Source organism: Xenorhabdus sp. PB62.4 (genome assembly GCF_014467285.1).
Taxonomy (GTDB): domain Bacteria; phylum Pseudomonadota; class Gammaproteobacteria; order Enterobacterales; family Enterobacteriaceae; genus Xenorhabdus.
The window spans coordinates 231,076-247,813 of the sequence record NZ_NKHR01000002.1 but is presented as its reverse complement, the minus strand read 5'-3'; the positions used below and the strand labels follow the sequence as shown (position 1 = coordinate 247,813).

The following is a 16,738-nucleotide window of genomic DNA, read 5'->3' as shown; positions in this document are numbered from 1 at the left end:
AGAATTATTTTTAAAAGGAATTTATAGATTGAATATGCTTTATTTTTTATCAACTCACTGAATGTGAGTTGATAATATCATTATTTTGTTCCCAGAAAGCGATGAATCGCTCTGAGTACTGCTTCTGGTTTTTCTGCATGCACCCAATGTCCACAACCTGCAACAACCCATGCTGTCGCTTGTGGATATTGGCTAATAATATCTTCCCGATATTCTTCGGTAATGTAATCAGAATTTCCACCACGAATAAATAATGCCGGCTGTGACCATACAGGAACACGTTCCCAACCGATGATTTTTTCGTACTCTTGTTGCAGGACAGGCAGGTTGAATTTCCATTCCCCCTGACGGAACGATTTCAGCAGGAACTGAATAACGCCATCTTCCCGGATATCCTGACGCATAATGTCTGTCGCTGCTTGCCGGGTTTGTACACCTGCTGCCGTGACTTTGTTCAGTGCCGCGAAAATACTGTCGTGGCGGCGGACAGGGTAAGCAACGGGAGCGATATCGATCACCACAATCTTTTCAATACGTTCTGGTGCAACTGCTGTCATGGTCATGGCGATTTTGCCGCCCATGGAATGCCCGATAATCGTGGCCTTTGGCACATTCAGTTCATCAAGGAGTGCCAGGACATCTTGTGCCATATCGCGGTAATCCATGTTTTCCATTCGTGGTGAAATACCGTGATTACGCACATCAATTTGAATCACCGGATAATGTTGCTGTAAATCACGTCCCAATACGCCAAGGTTGCTTAAATCACCAAAAAGTCCATGAATCAAGACAATGGGTGTGGATAATTGCGGATTTTCCGGTGTGTGGAAATGATAATTTAATTGACTATTTGACTTCATAATTTGCCTGAATTTAATGTCATTTATACAACGTTTAATATTGAGTTGTTTAATATCATGACACGCAAGCAGTGACAAACTCAATCGGGTGAAAGAGTTGTAACTGTTTGATTTATTTTAGAGGGAAGTCGCTTTTTTGAAGATTAGTGATTTTAAAAAGAATCACTTTAAGTTATTGAAAGTTTAATTGTTTTGTTTTGTGGCATTATATCTTATAATCTCAGGATAATTTTTTCATTAAGAACAGTACTGGATAGAAATGAAAACGATAGAAGTTGATGAAGACCTTTACCGCTTTATTGCAAGCCAAACTCTGCATATCGGTGAAAGTGCATCTGATATTTTACGGCGCATATTGAAATTGGACGCCGGGCAGCCAGTACAAATTACACCGCCTGCCAACGATCCTACATCTGTTGATAAAACTCCTGCTGCCCGTTCTCGTGATGCTGTTCGCGTTATTCGCGAATTATTGCTTTCCGATGAGTACGCTGAAAAGAAAAAATCTGTTGAGCGCTTTATGTTGATCCTGTCCACGCTGTATAGCTTGAACAGTGAAAGTTTTTCTAAAACAACGGAAGCGATGCACGGCCGTACCCGCACCTATTTCGCGGGCGATGAGCACACACTTTTGGCCAGCGGCAAGCAAACTAAGCCACGCCATATCCCCGGTACCCCTTTCTGGGTGATCACAAATACTAACACTGACCGTAAACGTAGCATGATCGAACATGTCATGCAGGATATGAAGTTTCCGGCAAATTTGATTGAAAAAGTGTGTGGCACTATTTAGTTAGTTTAGCCCTTTAGTTCAGCCCTGTTAGCTGCCCTAAAGCACTTAACTTATTTATACTGCACTGGAAGGTAAGCCAGTGCAGTCTCCCAGGAGAAAGAACGTGGCAATTCACCCAAGAGCGGGACAACCCGCCCAGCAACATGATTTAATTAATGTTGCCCAGCTCACATCACAGTATTACACCTTACAACCACACCCCGAAAATCCAGCACATAAAGTCAAGTTTGGCACTTCCGGTCATCGCGGCAGTTCTGGACGCAACAGTTTTAATGAAGCTCATATTCTGGCTATTTCTCAGGCGATCGCAGAAGTTCGTTCACAGCAGGGAATGACAGGGCCATGCTATGTGGGTAAAGATACTCATGCGCTTTCAGAAGCGGCGTTTATTTCCGTATTGGAAGTGTTAACGGCAAATGGCGTGGATGTGATTGTGCAGGAAAATAACGGTTTTACCCCGACGCCTGCGATTTCCCATGCCATTTTATGTTACAACCGTCAGGGAAAAAATCTGGCTGACGGTATTGTGATCACGCCATCTCATAATCCGCCGGAAGACGGTGGTATTAAATATAATCCCCCCAATGGTGGGCCAGCCGATACCGATTTGACTGCTATCATCGAACGGCGTGCCAACGAGTTACTGGCGAATGATCTTAATGGGATAAAACGGTTGCCTTATGAACAGGTATTAAAGAGTGAGTATCTTCATCCGCAGGATTTGGTTGACCCTTATGTTACAGCGTTGGGTGACGTTGTGGATATGGCCGCGATTCAGAAAGCCGGTCTGAAAATTGGTATTGATCCATTGGGCGGATCTGGCATTGCTTACTGGCAGCGCATCGGAGAATACTACAATCTCGATCTGACGTTGGTTAATGATAAGATCGATCAGACATTCCGCTTTATGACACTGGATCATGACGGGGTAGTCCGCATGGATTGCTCATCTCGTTGGGCAATGGCAGGGTTGTTGGAGCTGCGTGGTAAGTTTGATCTGGCTTTTGCTAATGATCCTGATTATGACCGTCACGGGATCATCACACCGGCTGGTTTGATGAATCCTAACCATTATCTGGCAACGGCAGTGGATTACTTATTCCGCCATCGTCCACAATGGCCTGAAAATGTCGCAGTGGGTAAGACACTGGTTTCCAGTGCCATGATTGATCGTGTTGTCGCTGATTTGGGGCGTGAATTAGTCGAAGTTCCTGTCGGCTTTAAATGGTTTGTCGATGGCTTGTATAAAGGTGAACTGGGCTTTGGTGGGGAAGAAAGTGCGGGAGCTTCTTTCCTGCGTTTTGACGGTACGCCATGGTCAACGGATAAAGATGGCATCATTCTGTGTTTGCTGGCTGCTGAAATGACCGCAGTGACCGGAGAAAACCCACAGCAGCGTTATGACAAACTGGCGGCACAATTCGGTACACCAAGTTACAGCCGTATTCAGGCCGCTGCTACTCATCAGCAAAAAGCGTTGTTATCCAAGTTGTCGCCGGAAATGGTTAAAGCCGATATGCTGGCTGGCGATCCGATCACTGCCCGCCTGACGACGGCATCGGGTAATGGTGCTTCCATTGGGGGATTGAAAGTGATGAGTGATAATGGTTGGTTTGCCGCCCGTCCTTCTGGCACAGAAGAAGCCTACAAAATCTATTGTGAAAGTTTCCTCGGTGCGGAACATCGCGAAAGAATTGAGCAAGAAGCACTGGAAATCGTTAATCAAGTATTTGCGGCGGGTTAAAGCCATTTTCTTTTTTGATCCGAATAATGAAAGCCGTGGCGTTTGCTGCGGCTTTTTCATTTTTTATGGCTGTTATGGTGCGTTATCCCAAAGCCACCATCAAAGCACCTATGGTAATCAAAGCAACGCCTGCGGCAGCGACCAGAGAAACTTTTTCACCGAATAGGATCACCGCCAAAATTACGGCAAATACCACACTCAGCTTATCGATCGGTGTTACTTGGGAAACGTTGCCATGCTTGATCGCCAGAAAATAGAATAACCAAGAGAGAGCACCAGCAATTCCACTTAATAAAATAAACAGCAATGCCTTACGATTGGTGAGAATTTCACTGATAAGATTTAATTTTCCTTGTACTACGACAACACCAACGAGAAACAATGCCATGATAACGGCGCGTATGGCAGTTGCTGTGTTGGCATCCAGATTTTGCAATCCGATTTTACCAAAAATAGCCACCAGTGCTGCTGTCAGCGCTGAGAGCAAGGCATAAATCAGCCATGTACTCATGTTCAATTAACCTAAGGTGTTGTATCAGAAGAATGAATCATAGATTATTTTTGTGGAGTTGAGTATACATAATATAATTTCACAAATAGAAAACTTATTCTTAACATATTCTTTTGGTTTTATACTGCTACTTGTACCGATAATAATAGAATTTTTTATTCTAATACGCATTTACATAGAAAGAGAATGTATATTTTTTATTAAAAAATCGCAATTATATTTCCTTTTAATCCCATAAAAATGATAATTTTTATTATCAAATTTTATTATAAGGCAAAAATTAATTTTCAATCTTGCATTAACGTAATGACAGATATCCTTGGGGTATTAATATTTTATATTATAGAAAAAGAAAACTATCGTTATTAATATGTGGCTTATTGCTACTTATCAAAGCTAAATATTCTTATTTTGTGTTTTTATTATACAATAAACGAAGTTACTTTGATCTGTTTGTAGGATCAGAAGCGTTTTGTATTGTTTTTTCGTCATATTGGTTGATTGAATATTACCCACCTAATGGTCATGAATAATACTTTCGATCACTTCTGAGTAATAAAATTTTAACATTATCCCTTCTAAATGTTGGTATAAGTTATCTCCGGGAAATGACATTCTCGTGCGGTAGCTATGCTAGTTTGCATGACCGTTACAGTAACGGGCCTGTCTTGAAAAAATACGGTAAGGAAGCAGATGTAATAACCGTACACTCAATAGGAATCTCATTTTCTATTTTCAGTATATTAAAATCTTAATTTTATTTATTTTGTATTTGTGTATTTTTATGCAGAGAAGATTACTTATGATAAAACAAGAATTGAAACAGTATTTAGAAGAACAATTTCTCTTTAATTTTGATGAAAATATTACCGAGGATAGCGATTTATTCAAAGCCGGTATTCTTGATTCATTTGGCTATATCCAGCTTATTCAGCATATAGAGCAACATTATGATATCAAATTCGATGAGAGCGAATTATTGGGTAATGTTATGGTCTCATTGTCAAACATGGTTGCTTCTATCGAGAAGAAACGTATTCAATTTGGACTTGTAGGTTAAAAATATGTGTGGAATCGCCGGTTTTTACCGTAGCAGCATAGATCCACAGGAATACCCTACATTGATCCGCAGTATGCTTGGGCAGATACAGCACCGTGGTCCTGATGAAGTCGGTTATTTTGTTGATGATTATTTAGCCATGGGCACGGTACGTCTGGGCATTATTGATTTGCAAGCGGGTTCTCAGCCTGTGGGCACCCCTGATGAACGTTATTGGTTATGTTACAACGGTGAACTTTATAATTATCGTGAGCTACGTGCTGAATTACGCGGGTTAGGGCATCATTTTCAAACTGAATCAGATACAGAAGTTGTATTGCATGCTTGGGCTGCATGGGGAAAAGATTGCCTGCCACGTTTTAACGGAGCTTTTGCTTTTGCGTTATACGATAGTTTTAGTGGTGCATTGCATCTGGTTCGTGATAGGTTTGGTAAACGTCCTCTCTTTCTTGCCCGACATCGTGGAGCCTGGTTGTTTGCTTCAGAGATGAAAGCGTTTTTGGCCTATCCTGATTTTAAGTTTTCTTTTGACAGAGAACAAATTCCCTCGATTTTTGCTACCTGGACACCTTTACCATCTCAGAGCAGTTATCAGGACATCGTGCAGTTGCCTATGGGTGAATATATCACCTTGACGGGAACACAGATGGAGCAGGGAAGATGGGCTGCCGATTTGATTGCTGGCGAAGCACCTGAAACGGAAGCTGAAGGGATTGATTTAATTCGGGCCACGTTGGATAAGTCGGTGGAACTTCGTTTGCGCAGCGATGTTGAAGTGGGGGTATATGCCAGTGGTGGCCTGGATTCCTCAATTATTGCCCATATCGCGGCTCAGAAGAGTCCGCGTCCGCTACGTACCTTCTCGATTCAGTTTGAGGATTCTCAGTTCGACGAATCAGCCGAACAAGCGGCGATATGCTCACACTTGAAAACGCAACACACTGCGATACGTATCACGGATAAAGATGTGGCTGAAACTTTCCCTGAGGCCGTACGTCATGCTGAAATTCCCGTGTTCCGCACAGCATTTGTACCAATGTATTTATTATCACAGCGCGTACGTAGCGAAGGCATTAAGGTGGTTCTTAGTGGAGAGGGGGCTGATGAGGCTTTTCTGGGTTATGGCATTTTCAAAGATACTCTGTTGTTATCAAATTGGCATCAGATGGATTCTGAGACGCGATTGCACAAACTGACTCAACTTTATCCTTACCTCGGCCATTTCAATGGGGAAGACGGGCCGCGTCGTATGCTAGGGCTTTATCAGCAATTTACCGAAGAACATCTGCCCGGCCTTTTTTCCCACCAAATGCGTTTTCAGAATGGTCGTTTTGCTGCCCGATTATTGCAAGGTGGCGGAGAACCATTTTCGGCGCTGATGCAATTGGTAGCTAAAGAGCCTGATTACCAACGTTTAAGCGCAGTACAGAAAGCCCAATGGCTGGAATTCCGTACTTTGCTCAGTGGGTATCTACTTTCCACACAAGGTGATCGCATGGTATTGGCGCACGGTGTAGAAAATCGCTGTCCTTTTCTGGATCCTGCGGTTGTCCAGTTGGCTGCAACACTTAACCTGCGTTTTGATGATGGTTTCGATGAGAAGTATATGCTCAAACGTGCGTATGCCAATGTTTTGCCAGAATGTATTGTCAGCAAAGGCAAATTCCCTTATCGGGCACCAGACAGCGCTGTATTCGTTCGCTCTCGTCCAGACTACCGTGACATGTTGTTGAATCGTAATACACTGGAAGAAATTGGAATACTCAATCCGAAATTTGTCGAATCCTTCGTCAACCGCATATTTAACAGTGCGCCCGAACAGATTGGCACGAAAGAAAATCAGGCATTTATTCTGCTGTCTTCTCTGGTTTGGCTGCATCACTGGTTTGTGCTTGGTAAAGGAATACAGAGCCAGTGGAAAGATGTTCCTCTTCATGTTGTTGACCGACGCAGTATCAGCTCTCTCTCAAGCTCCACTTTAAGGACATTCCCATGAATTCAACGAGTAATAATGCCGAATATTCTAAGGATATCGCTATCATTGGCGTTGGCCTGCGTCTGCCACAAACCAATACCTTGGCGCAGTTTTGGCACCATCTGACGGCAGGACGTTCGTTGATCAGCGAAGTGACGAATAACCGTTGGCATAAAGAAGAACACTTTGGTGATCCGCGTCGTGGCTTCAATAAAACAAATAGTATATGGGGGGGCTTTGTCTCGGATATAGATTGTTTTGATGCTGCATTTTTTCAGATTTCACCGCGCGAAGCGGAAGCCATGGACCCACAACAGCGCATGGCGCTGGAATTAAGTTGGCATGCACTGGAGGATGCGGGATATCGTGCTGATAAACTGGCTGGTTCGCGTACGGGTGTGTATATGGGAGTATGCCACTGGGATTATGCCGAACTGATTGAACAGCACGTCGATGAGATAGATGCTTATTATCCCACGGGCACGGCGTACTCTATTATTGCCAACCGGGTCTCTCATTACTTCGATTTTCAAGGCCCTAGTGTCGTTAATGATACCGCTTGTTCCAGCTCTCTGGTTGCTGTGCAACAGGCGGTGCAAGCGCTGCTCTTGGGAGATTGCGATTATGCCTTGGCGGGGGGCTTCAACCTGTGTTGGTCTCCTCGCCATTTCATTGCCTTCAGCAAGGCGGGTATGCTCTCACGCGATGGTCAGTGCCGTGCTTTTGATGCTGGTGCAAATGGTTATGTACGCGGTGAAGGCGGTGGTGTGATCATGCTAAAACGGGCCACAGATGCGCGTCGCGATGGTGATCCGATTTATGCCCTGATTAAAGGCGTCGGAAGTAATCATGGCGGGCGCACAAGTTCACTTACCGTCACTAACCCAAATGCGCAGGCAGAGCTGATTGTTGATGTTTTCCAACGTTCCGGCATTGCACCGGATACCCTTGGCTATGTTGAAGCTCATGGGCCAGGCACGCCAGTGGGGGATCCTATCGAAATTCTTGGACTGAAAAAGGCATTCTCTAAGCTCAGCAAAACAACAGGGATATCGCTGCCAACGCAAAGCTGTGGGGTAGGTTCGGTAAAAAGCAATATTGGTCACTTGGAAGGTGCGGCGGGAATTGCCGGTATATTCAAAGTGATTATGGCGATGCGTCATCGTCAATTGCCTGCCACTATCAATTTTAAAAAACTTAATCCGTTGATTTCATTGGATGAAACACCTTTCTACATTGTTGATAAATTACGTCCATGGACACAATCACAACCGGGTGCTCCGTTGCGCGCCAGTGTCAGTTCATTCGGTTTTGGCGGAACAAATGCTTATATGTTGTTGGAAGAGGAGTTGACCACACCAGAAAAAGACAACAGAACAACGGAAGAAACGGGTAGTGAGTGGTTACCGCTTTCAGCACAGGATGAGCCGCGATTGCTGGCATATTGTGCGGAGCTTGCAAATTGGGTACGCGAACGGTTAGCGGAACAATCACCGCCAGCGTTGGCAGATATTGCACATACTCTGCGGGCAGGCCGGGTGCCAATGCGCGAGCGTGTGGTGTTTGAAGCAACCAGCCTCCAGTCGTGGGCAGAACAGTTAGAACAGTTAGCTCAGGGGCAGTTACCATCTGGCTGCTGGCGCGGTCGGGTTAAGGACAGCGAAAGCAACGAACACGACGCAGAAAACTATGGCAAATTGGATAATGAAGATATCCAGAATCTGGCTACAAATTGGTTGGAAAAGGGGAATTTTACCAAATTCGCTATTGCCTGGGCACATGGTGGAGAGCTGGATTGGAGTCAATGGCCGATACAAGGTCAACGTTTACATCTACCTGGTTATACCTTTGCCCGTATACCTTATTGGTTCCGTCCTACAGAAAAATACGTTGAGGCCCATCTCCCGGCTCATCCTTTACTGGGCGTAGCTAAAAAAGGGCAAGAGGGGGATCAATGGCAATTTTCTCTGCGTTTTGACCAAACACTCTGTTTTCTGCGTGACCATCTGGTTAACCAGAAATTAATTGTACCGGGGGTCATGGTATTAGAGCTGGTTAGCGCAGCGGCTAAAAATAAAGAAGTATCAGGGGAACAGTATGGAAAAATGATCTCCATTCACAATGTGGTATGGATACGGCCATTGGTGCTGTTAGCATCAGAACTCTCTGTTCAGTTATCACTGAAACGTTGTGATGGCGGCTATGATTATAAGATTACTGATGACGGTGGCACGGTTTATAGTCAAGGACGGCTGCAATATGTCCAAGCGGCTCAGGTTACTCAAAATCTGGATAACCTGCTGGCAAGTCATACCCGTTCTCTTGATGTTTCACAAGGTTATGCTGCACTGCGAGCCAGTGGTATAGAGCATGGCTCATCACTGCAAGGGCTGGTTGAACTTCATGTCGGTAATGGTAGTGTCATAGCAAAGCTGCAAATGCCACAGGAACGCCCACACGCATTGGCCTTGCAGCCAGCCATGCTGGACAGCGCTCTTCAAGCGGCTTTGGCGTTGGGGACGAAAACTGGCGACGATTGGGGCAAGATGATTGCGCCGTCTGTACCGTTTGCGCTTGATATTTTGGAAATTCATAGAAATACAAGTGAAATCATGTGGGCATGGTTGCGGCCTACAGAGGGGAACCATCCACATTTGTCGCGGCTGGATATCGATTTATTCGACGAATCTGGATATTTGTGTCAGCGATTGATTGGCTATACGGCACGCCCGATGACAGTTCAGACATCTGTTTCAGATTCAACGGCCTTAGAAAAGACCATTGTAGAAGAAAACATACTACTTGAGGTTACTCGGACATGGTATGAAGCTCCCTCATTAAAACGGGGAGAACTGGATACCTCCGTGTTAGTGATTAATGCTGCGCTGGATGCTGGATTGGCTCAGGATTGCGTCACTCGCCTGAATGTTGAATTGTTACAGCTTCCTGCCATTGTGGATAGCGGCCAGTGGAAAATAGAGACACTGAAAACCGCATTTAATACGTGCTATAAGCAATTACAGCATCTAATGCAGGAACGTGGCAGTAAGATCCGCCATATTCTGCTGGTAGCCTCCGGTCAGGCAGACTCTCCGGCTTATGCACCACTGGCTTCTCTGTTGAAAACCATGCAACAGGAAAAGCCATCGTTGAGTGGTAAGCTGGTGTTGATAGATGAATTCAACCCACAGGATGTTGAACGTTTCGAGCATATAGTGCGTGAAGAGTCAGTTGCGGATCATGTGGTGGAAGTCAGCTATGACAAGCAAAATCGCCGTTGGCTATGTCGTAACGCGTTATTATCGCAACAGTGGACCGACTCTGGTTTGCTGCGTGATGCCGGCATTTACTGGATCACTGGTGGCACAGGTGCGTTGGGGTTACTGGTCGGGGAATATTTATGTCGGAATTATAATGCCTGTGTGATATTCAGTGGACGTTCCGCACAGAGTGAAGCGGTTGCACAATTACAGGGCAGGTTAGATAAAGGACAGGTTCATTATCAGCAGGCAGATGTCACGCGGCTGGAAGATATCCAGTCCGTGTTCAAGACAATCCTTACCCGATTCGGCAGACTCAATGGCATATTTCACGCCGCAGGTGTGTTGGATGATGGCTATCTTATCAATAAACCTTTAGCGAGTTGTGCTGCTGTATTGGCGCCAAAGCTGGATGGTACTGTGAATCTGGATAGGGTTACCCGCAATTGCGAACTTGACTTTATGTTGTTGTTTGGTTCGGTCGCTGGTGTTTTCGGCAATGCGGCACAAGCTGATTATGGCGTAGCAAATGCCTTTCTGGACAGTTTTGCGCTTCAACGCCAGCAGTTAAGTGCTATAGGGGAACGTCATGGTGTAACGCGCGTGATAGATTGGCCGTTATGGCGTAATGGTGGTATGCAAGTCGATAATGCCAGCCTGGCATATATGTTCAAACGCAATGGTACTGTCCCCTTGCCTGATGAGCAGGGATTAATGGCGTTGGAACGGGCATTGTGGGTAAATACGTCAGAGCAGAGGGTGGTTTTGTTTGGTCAGGCTGATAAGTTACGCGAATATGCGGGCTTAAACGAGCAAACCTTACAGCAAACTGAACCTGTAATTGCTTCTGAAAACATATCCTCTGCTAACACTGAAGTTGATGATAAGCGTCTGTTGCAGCTAACCAACGACTATTTACGCCAGCTATTTGCCCGTGTTACCCGTCAGGATCCGCAACATATTCACGCAACAGAAAAATTGGAACGTTATGGTATCGACTCTTTTACCATTGTTGATATGACCAGCAAGCTGGAAGATAGTTTGGGTTCATTGCCTAAGACGCTGTTCTTCGAATATATCAACTTGCAGGGCGTCGCTTCTTATTTAATAGAAGAGCATCGAGAAAGCCTGTTGGGCTTATTTGCCAAAGATCTTAAGCCCCAACATCTTACTGTTGAGCAGGCCATTGTTGAACAGGTTCAGGAATCGGTCATTTCTCATTCTGTATCCGATTCAATACTCAAGCCAGAGAGCTCATCATTACCCCTTCCTTCACACCCACCACTTTCTGTTTCCGAGGCATCAAACCACGATATTGCCGTTATCGGCATGGCGGGACGTTATCCTGGGGCCGATACGCTGGAAGAATTCTGGCAGTTATTGAGTGAAGGCCGCCACAGTTTCCAGCCATGGCCGGAATCACGTTGGCCTCGTAAAGATATTTATTTCGGTGAACGTGATGTGTTGGGGAAAACCGTGGTGAAATCGGGGACTTTCCTGAATGACATTGCGAATTTTGATCCGCGTTATTTCAATATTTCGCAGCGTGATGCTGAGTTACTTTCCCCGGAAGTGCGTCTCTTTTTGCAGGCGGGTGTCACGGCATTTGAAGATGCAGGTTATTCACGCGAAACGTTACGCCGTCGCTATGATAGTGATATTGGTGTCATGGTCGGTTCAATGAATAATAGTTATTCATTGTATGGTTTCCAGAATATGCTGATGCGTGGCGCTGTTACCAGCGGCAGTGAGATAGGCGTATTTGCCAACATGTTGTCGTACTACTACGGGTTTACAGGCCCATCAATTTTTATTGATACCATGTGTTCATCATCATCCGCTTGTGTACACCAAGCTATACGGATGCTGCGTAATCGTGAATGTCGAATGATGCTGGTAGGTGGTATCAATTTGATGGTTCATCCCTTTGATTTTATCGCTACTTCACAAGCACATTTCACCAGTAAAGAGGCTGATGTACTGCGCAGTTATGGCCTGGGCGCTGACGGGACAATTCTGGGGGAAGGTGTAGGCGCTTTGGTGCTCAAGCCCCTAACAGAAGCGGAAGCGGATGGCGACCCTATTTATGGTGTAATCAAAGGCAGTGGCATGACCAATGCGGGCATTCGTAACGGCTTTAGTGTTCCTAGCCCGCAGATGCAGGCACGGGCAATAGAGCGGGCGTTGGACGATGCGGGATTGGATGCGCGGACTATCAGCTATTTTGAAGGGCATGGCTCAGCAACTTCTCTGGGTGATCCCATTGAGATCAAAGGTGCTAGTCTGGCATTTTCCCGCCAGACGCAGGATAAACAGTTTTGTGCGATAGGTTCGGTGAAATCCAATATTGGCCATCTGCTTTCTGGCTCTGGACTGGTCGGTTTGACCAAGGTGTTGTTGCAGATGAAAAACCGTACTCTTGTTCCTTCCCTGCATTCAGAAGAGTTAAACCCCTCCATTGAATTTACCAAAACGCCATTCGTAGTGCAGCGTAATCTGGCACCTTGGCAGCGCCCTCGTATTTCTGGCCCAGATGGGGTGGCCGAAGTGCCTCTGCGTGCCGGCGTTACATCAATTGGTGCGGGTGGCGTTAATGTTCACATTGTTGTTGAAGAGCATGTTGTTAAAGAGCATGGCAAAGTATTACCTGCTACTGTTGATAGCGGGCAACCTCAGGTGATTGTTTTTTCTGCAATGACGCCGAAGGCATTGGCTGCGGTACTGAATGATCTGCGTCATTATGTGAACGATACCGCCCCATCTCTGGATAGTCTGGCTTACACTTTGCAGACAGGTAAAAACGAGTTGCCATGTCGTTTGGCGCTGGTGGCACATAACATCGCTGATGTTTCTGATTGGCTGGAGAGATTGTGCGCCATTGATTGGACAGCTAAAGAGCCTGTTATTCCGGCCGGAGTACATTATACCGCCAATATTCTGCAACAGCGCCATCACTACGATACAGATGTGATTGAAGATGCTTTGCATCGGCGCCAATTGGATAACCTGACACAATTCTGGTGTGGTGGTGCTGAGTTGGACTGGGATCTTCTGTGGCCGCAAAATAGTCGCCCATTGAAATTATCGTTGCCCGCTTATCCATTTGAGAAGGTGTATTGCTGGTATCCGGAATACAGTGATGCACCGAGTGTATTGCAGCCATTGGCTTTTACCCGTCGGGCTCACCCATGGGTAGGTGTGAACTGCTCCGATGTGAAGGGTATCTGTTATGAGCTGACACTGCGCAGTGACGAATTGCTAGATTATGTCTATACCACAGATCGCCAACGTCGTTATGTAACACTGGCATTGCTGGATGGTGCTCTGGCATTTACTCACTTGGCCGGATTGGGCAGTGATATCCAGCTCAGACAAGCACAGTGGGGAGAGTTGCCGAAATCGGGAACAACAGAAACACGGTTACAGTGGCGATTACTCAATGCCGGAAATGGCAGTAAGCATGTGGAATTGGTGCATCTCAACGGGCTGACATCCACCGTCATTTTTACTGTTTATTTAACGGCGCAACAGCCATTCAACAGACCATCACAACCAGAGTTACTGAGTTTGCCTTTGGAGCAAGATCAAGAGGCCTTTTATGCTCAATTGGCTGAACACAAGATTGACGCTAAACCTTATCAACAGTGTGTAGACGGCATTGTTCAACTGGCATCTCAGCGTTTACTGGTTTATGTAAGCGAGCCAGAAATATGTCAGGATCCGCACAAACAGCAGGTGCGTCTCACTCCGTGGGTAGCAGGTGCTATTTTGCAGGGTTTACTCTATTTAAGCGTTGCAAGACATGGAGGGACAAACAATTTAACAGCTTCGCAATTGGGCAGCCTTCAGGGAGAACAATTTGAGCGAACCAGAGCAATTATGCTGGATTGGGCTTTCCATGGAAACCAATGGCAGGCAGATGTTACGTTGCTGGATGAGCAAGGACATGTGTTGGGGTTGCTTGCTGGATTAATTTGCTCCAGCCATCCTTTGCCGCAGATAGGGAAAAATGAAGGAATAGCCATTTCACCAACACTGGCGGCTGATAGAGTACTGGCACTGGAATTACCGGAACCTGAATCCAATGCAGTGGAATCAGCCAAAAATATCCCCCAACCTGTGGCAGCACCTTCTGCAACGGTGAATCAGTATGCCATTTTGGTTGAAATCTTACGTACTATAGTGGCTGATCTCCTGAAATTCGATCTCAATGAGATTGATGCTGATACGTACTTTTATTCTTATGGTTTTGAATCAATTGCCCTTGCCAAATTATCGGTTGAATTAAATACCAGATTGGGCAGTTCGTTAACTCCGGCTATTTTCTTTGAATGCCCAAATATCCGCAGCCTGAGTGAACATATCGTTAGTCATTATGCCGATGAATTAAAATTAGCGATTGAACCAGCCAAGTCGTCATTGCAGGTTGAGCCTATAACGCAGGCAGCAGCATCAACATCTCCTGTTCAGGAAAAGGAGCAAAGCCAAAATGGCGCGGTAGCGATTGTGGGGATGGCAGGGCGCTTCCCTGACGCTGACGATTTGGACACCTTTTGGCAAAAACTATGCGAAGGGGCCGATATGGTGACGGCTTATCCTGGTGATCGTTTTGATAAACGCTACGAAGGGATTATCAGAAAGTCAGATTTTCCTAAATGGGCTGGACAAATAAAAGGGGCAGAGCAATTCGATGCTGATTTCTTTTATCTCTCCCGTCTTGAAGCGGAGTTGATGGATCCACAGCACCGATTGGCGCTGGAAACAGTTTGGTCAGCACTGGAAGATGGCGGCTATGCGCCAGCACGTTTGCCGGAAAATACAGGCGTATACTTTGGTGTTTCCGGATACGATTATCACCAATTACTTAATGCCAGTGGTGTCGCGCTGGATGCCTTCACGGCTACCGGCAATGCCCATTCCATGCTTGCCAATCGTATTTCCTATCTGCTTGATATCCATGGGCCGAGTGAACCCGTTGATACAGCATGTTCAAGCTCATTAGTGGCATTGCATCGGGCGGTAGAAAGTATCCGCAGCGGGCGTTGTGACATGGCAATTGCAGGTGGTGTTAATTTGCTGCTCAGTGTTGATACTTTTGTTGCTACACAGATGGCTGGCATGCTTAGTCCGGACGGGCGTTGTAAGACCTTCTCAGCAGGGGCTGATGGTTATGTCCGTTCAGAAGGTGTTGTTGCACTGTTGCTTAAACCTTTGGCCGCTGCACAGCGTGATGGTGACTCAATTTGGGGTATTGTTATCGGTAGCGCCGAAAACCACGGTGGGCGCGCCAGCTCGCTGACCGCTCCTAATAGTAAAGCGCAGACTGTGGTGATCGAAAAGGCAATGCAGGGTATCGATCCAGATAGTATTAGTTACATTGAAACACATGGTACAGGCACCAGTTTAGGCGATTTGGTGGAAGTGACCGCGCTTGGCAATGCTTACCGCAACTTGCGTACAGCTTTTGGCAGCAAGGATAAATCAATTCAGCCACTTTGTACGTTGGGTTCAGTTAAAACCAATATTGGTCATGCCGAAGCAGCAGCAGGATTGGCTGGCGTGTTGAAAGTGCTGCTGGCAATGCGGCATGGTGAATTGCCTCCGACCTTACATTGCACACAGCTCAATCAAGATTTGCCACTGGCGGAGTCTGGTTTTGAGGTTGTTCGTGAACGACGTAGCTGGATACCGCACAACTATTCAGCACAAGGTACATCAGCAGAGGGCACATGTCCGTTGCGTGCCGCGGTCAGCAGTTTCGGGTTCGGTGGTGCTAATGCGCATGTTGTTCTGGAATCACCACCACAGCCAAATCATTATCACGAGGATATTCCACAGGAGCCTCAAGTCATCCTGCTCTCGGCTCGTGATGGAGTCAGGCTACGCCAATCAGCAGCAAATCTGTGCCATTTCCTTGAGCAGCAGCAATCTCATGGTTGCGCACCATTAATTGCCGATCTGGCCTATACGCTCCAAATAGGACGTGAGCCTATGGAGCAGAGGCTGGGTTTTGCCGCCAGAAGTATTAATGAACTCTGTGCAAATTTACGTCAATTTCTCTCAGGCACAGGCATCGGAACACAGAAAAAAGATTTGTATACAGGCAGTTTACGCCGTTCCCGTGGCACCGGTGTTATGCGTGATCTGAAACTCACGGAGGATGTTGCCAACGCTATGCAGCGACGAGATTTAAATAAATTACTTGCAGCCTGGTGCGTTGGTGAAGCCGTTGATTGGCAGAAGATGCACTTGACAGGCAAAAGGCACATTGTGCAATTGCCCGGATATCCGTTTGCCCGCGATCGCTACTGGGCACCAGACCATTCCACAAACGCTGTTATTCAAAATGAGCAGACAACATTGCTCAATGAAAAGCCGTTCAACCCTGAACAATATCTCGAAACGTTAGAGGCGATCTTAGAGAACCGAGTAACAGTGACATCTCCGGAGAATTTGAGTGTTTAATGTCATGAAAAGTGGCGTGAAAACAATGCGTAATAAAAGCGATTCGTAACAAATTCCAGAAAGATGTATA

General features: G+C 46.0%; 7 protein-coding genes. 5 read left to right on the top strand and 2 right to left on the bottom strand.

What is annotated here, in order from left to right; all coding sequences use genetic code 11:
• Nucleotides 1-80: 80 nt before the first annotated feature.
• On the bottom strand, nt 81-860 hold the full coding sequence (gene ybfF / locus Xenpb_RS02905; protein ID WP_187653013.1) for an esterase: 780 nt from the start codon (nt 858-860) through the stop codon (nt 81-83).
• A gap of 259 nt (nt 861-1,119) precedes the next feature.
• On the opposite strand from ybfF, the gene seqA reads away from it, so the two are divergent.
• Both seqA and pgm read left to right on the top strand, forming a co-directional pair.
• Complete coding sequence (gene seqA, locus Xenpb_RS02900) at nt 1,120-1,653, top strand: replication initiation negative regulator SeqA (protein WP_187653012.1); 534 nt, start codon at nt 1,120-1,122, stop codon at nt 1,651-1,653.
• A gap of 103 nt (nt 1,654-1,756) precedes the next feature.
• On the top strand, nt 1,757-3,397 hold the full coding sequence (pgm, locus tag Xenpb_RS02895; RefSeq protein ID WP_187653011.1) for a phosphoglucomutase (alpha-D-glucose-1,6-bisphosphate-dependent): 1,641 nt from the start codon (nt 1,757-1,759) through the stop codon (nt 3,395-3,397).
• 82 nt (nt 3,398-3,479) lie between these two features.
• On the opposite strand, the gene Xenpb_RS02890 is transcribed toward pgm, so the two are convergent.
• Nucleotides 3,480-3,908 carry an EamA family transporter gene (locus tag Xenpb_RS02890; protein ID WP_187653010.1) on the bottom strand — a complete coding sequence of 143 codons (429 nt, stop codon included), beginning with the start codon at nt 3,906-3,908 and terminating at the stop codon, nt 3,480-3,482.
• Between the two features lie 802 nt (nt 3,909-4,710).
• On the opposite strand from Xenpb_RS02890, the gene Xenpb_RS02885 reads away from it, so the two are divergent.
• The 3 genes from Xenpb_RS02885 to Xenpb_RS02875 are packed head-to-tail and all read left to right on the top strand — an operon-like array spanning nt 4,711 to nt 16,668.
• Entirely contained in the window at nt 4,711-4,968 is a 258-nt protein-coding gene (locus Xenpb_RS02885; RefSeq protein WP_222942851.1) for an acyl carrier protein, read from the top strand.
• A 4-nt stretch (nt 4,969-4,972) separates the two neighbouring features.
• Nucleotides 4,973-6,964: an asparagine synthase (glutamine-hydrolyzing) gene (gene asnB, locus Xenpb_RS02880; RefSeq protein WP_187653009.1), complete on the top strand. Its 1,992-nt coding sequence runs from the start codon at nt 4,973-4,975 to the stop codon at nt 6,962-6,964.
• A complete protein-coding gene (locus tag Xenpb_RS02875; protein WP_187653008.1) occupies nt 6,961-16,668 on the top strand; it encodes an SDR family NAD(P)-dependent oxidoreductase in 9,708 nt (3,235 codons plus the stop codon). Before asnB ends, Xenpb_RS02875 begins: the two co-directional genes overlap by 4 nt.
• Nucleotides 16,669-16,738 lie beyond the last annotated feature (70 nt).

Excerpts from the sequence above, each read along its gene's own strand:
- ybfF (WP_187653013.1), bottom strand. The coding sequence starts at position 860 with ATGAAGTCAAATAGTCAATTAAATTATCATTTCCACACACCGGAAAAT.
- seqA (WP_187653012.1), top strand. The coding sequence starts at position 1,120 with ATGAAAACGATAGAAGTTGATGAAGACCTTTACCGCTTTATTGCAAGC.
- Xenpb_RS02890 (WP_187653010.1), bottom strand. The coding sequence starts at position 3,908 with ATGAGTACATGGCTGATTTATGCCTTGCTCTCAGCGCTGACAGCAGCA.
- Xenpb_RS02885 (WP_222942851.1), top strand. The coding sequence starts at position 4,711 with ATGATAAAACAAGAATTGAAACAGTATTTAGAAGAACAATTTCTCTTT.
- asnB (WP_187653009.1), top strand. The coding sequence starts at position 4,973 with ATGTGTGGAATCGCCGGTTTTTACCGTAGCAGCATAGATCCACAGGAA.
- Xenpb_RS02875 (WP_187653008.1), top strand. The coding sequence starts at position 6,961 with ATGAATTCAACGAGTAATAATGCCGAATATTCTAAGGATATCGCTATC.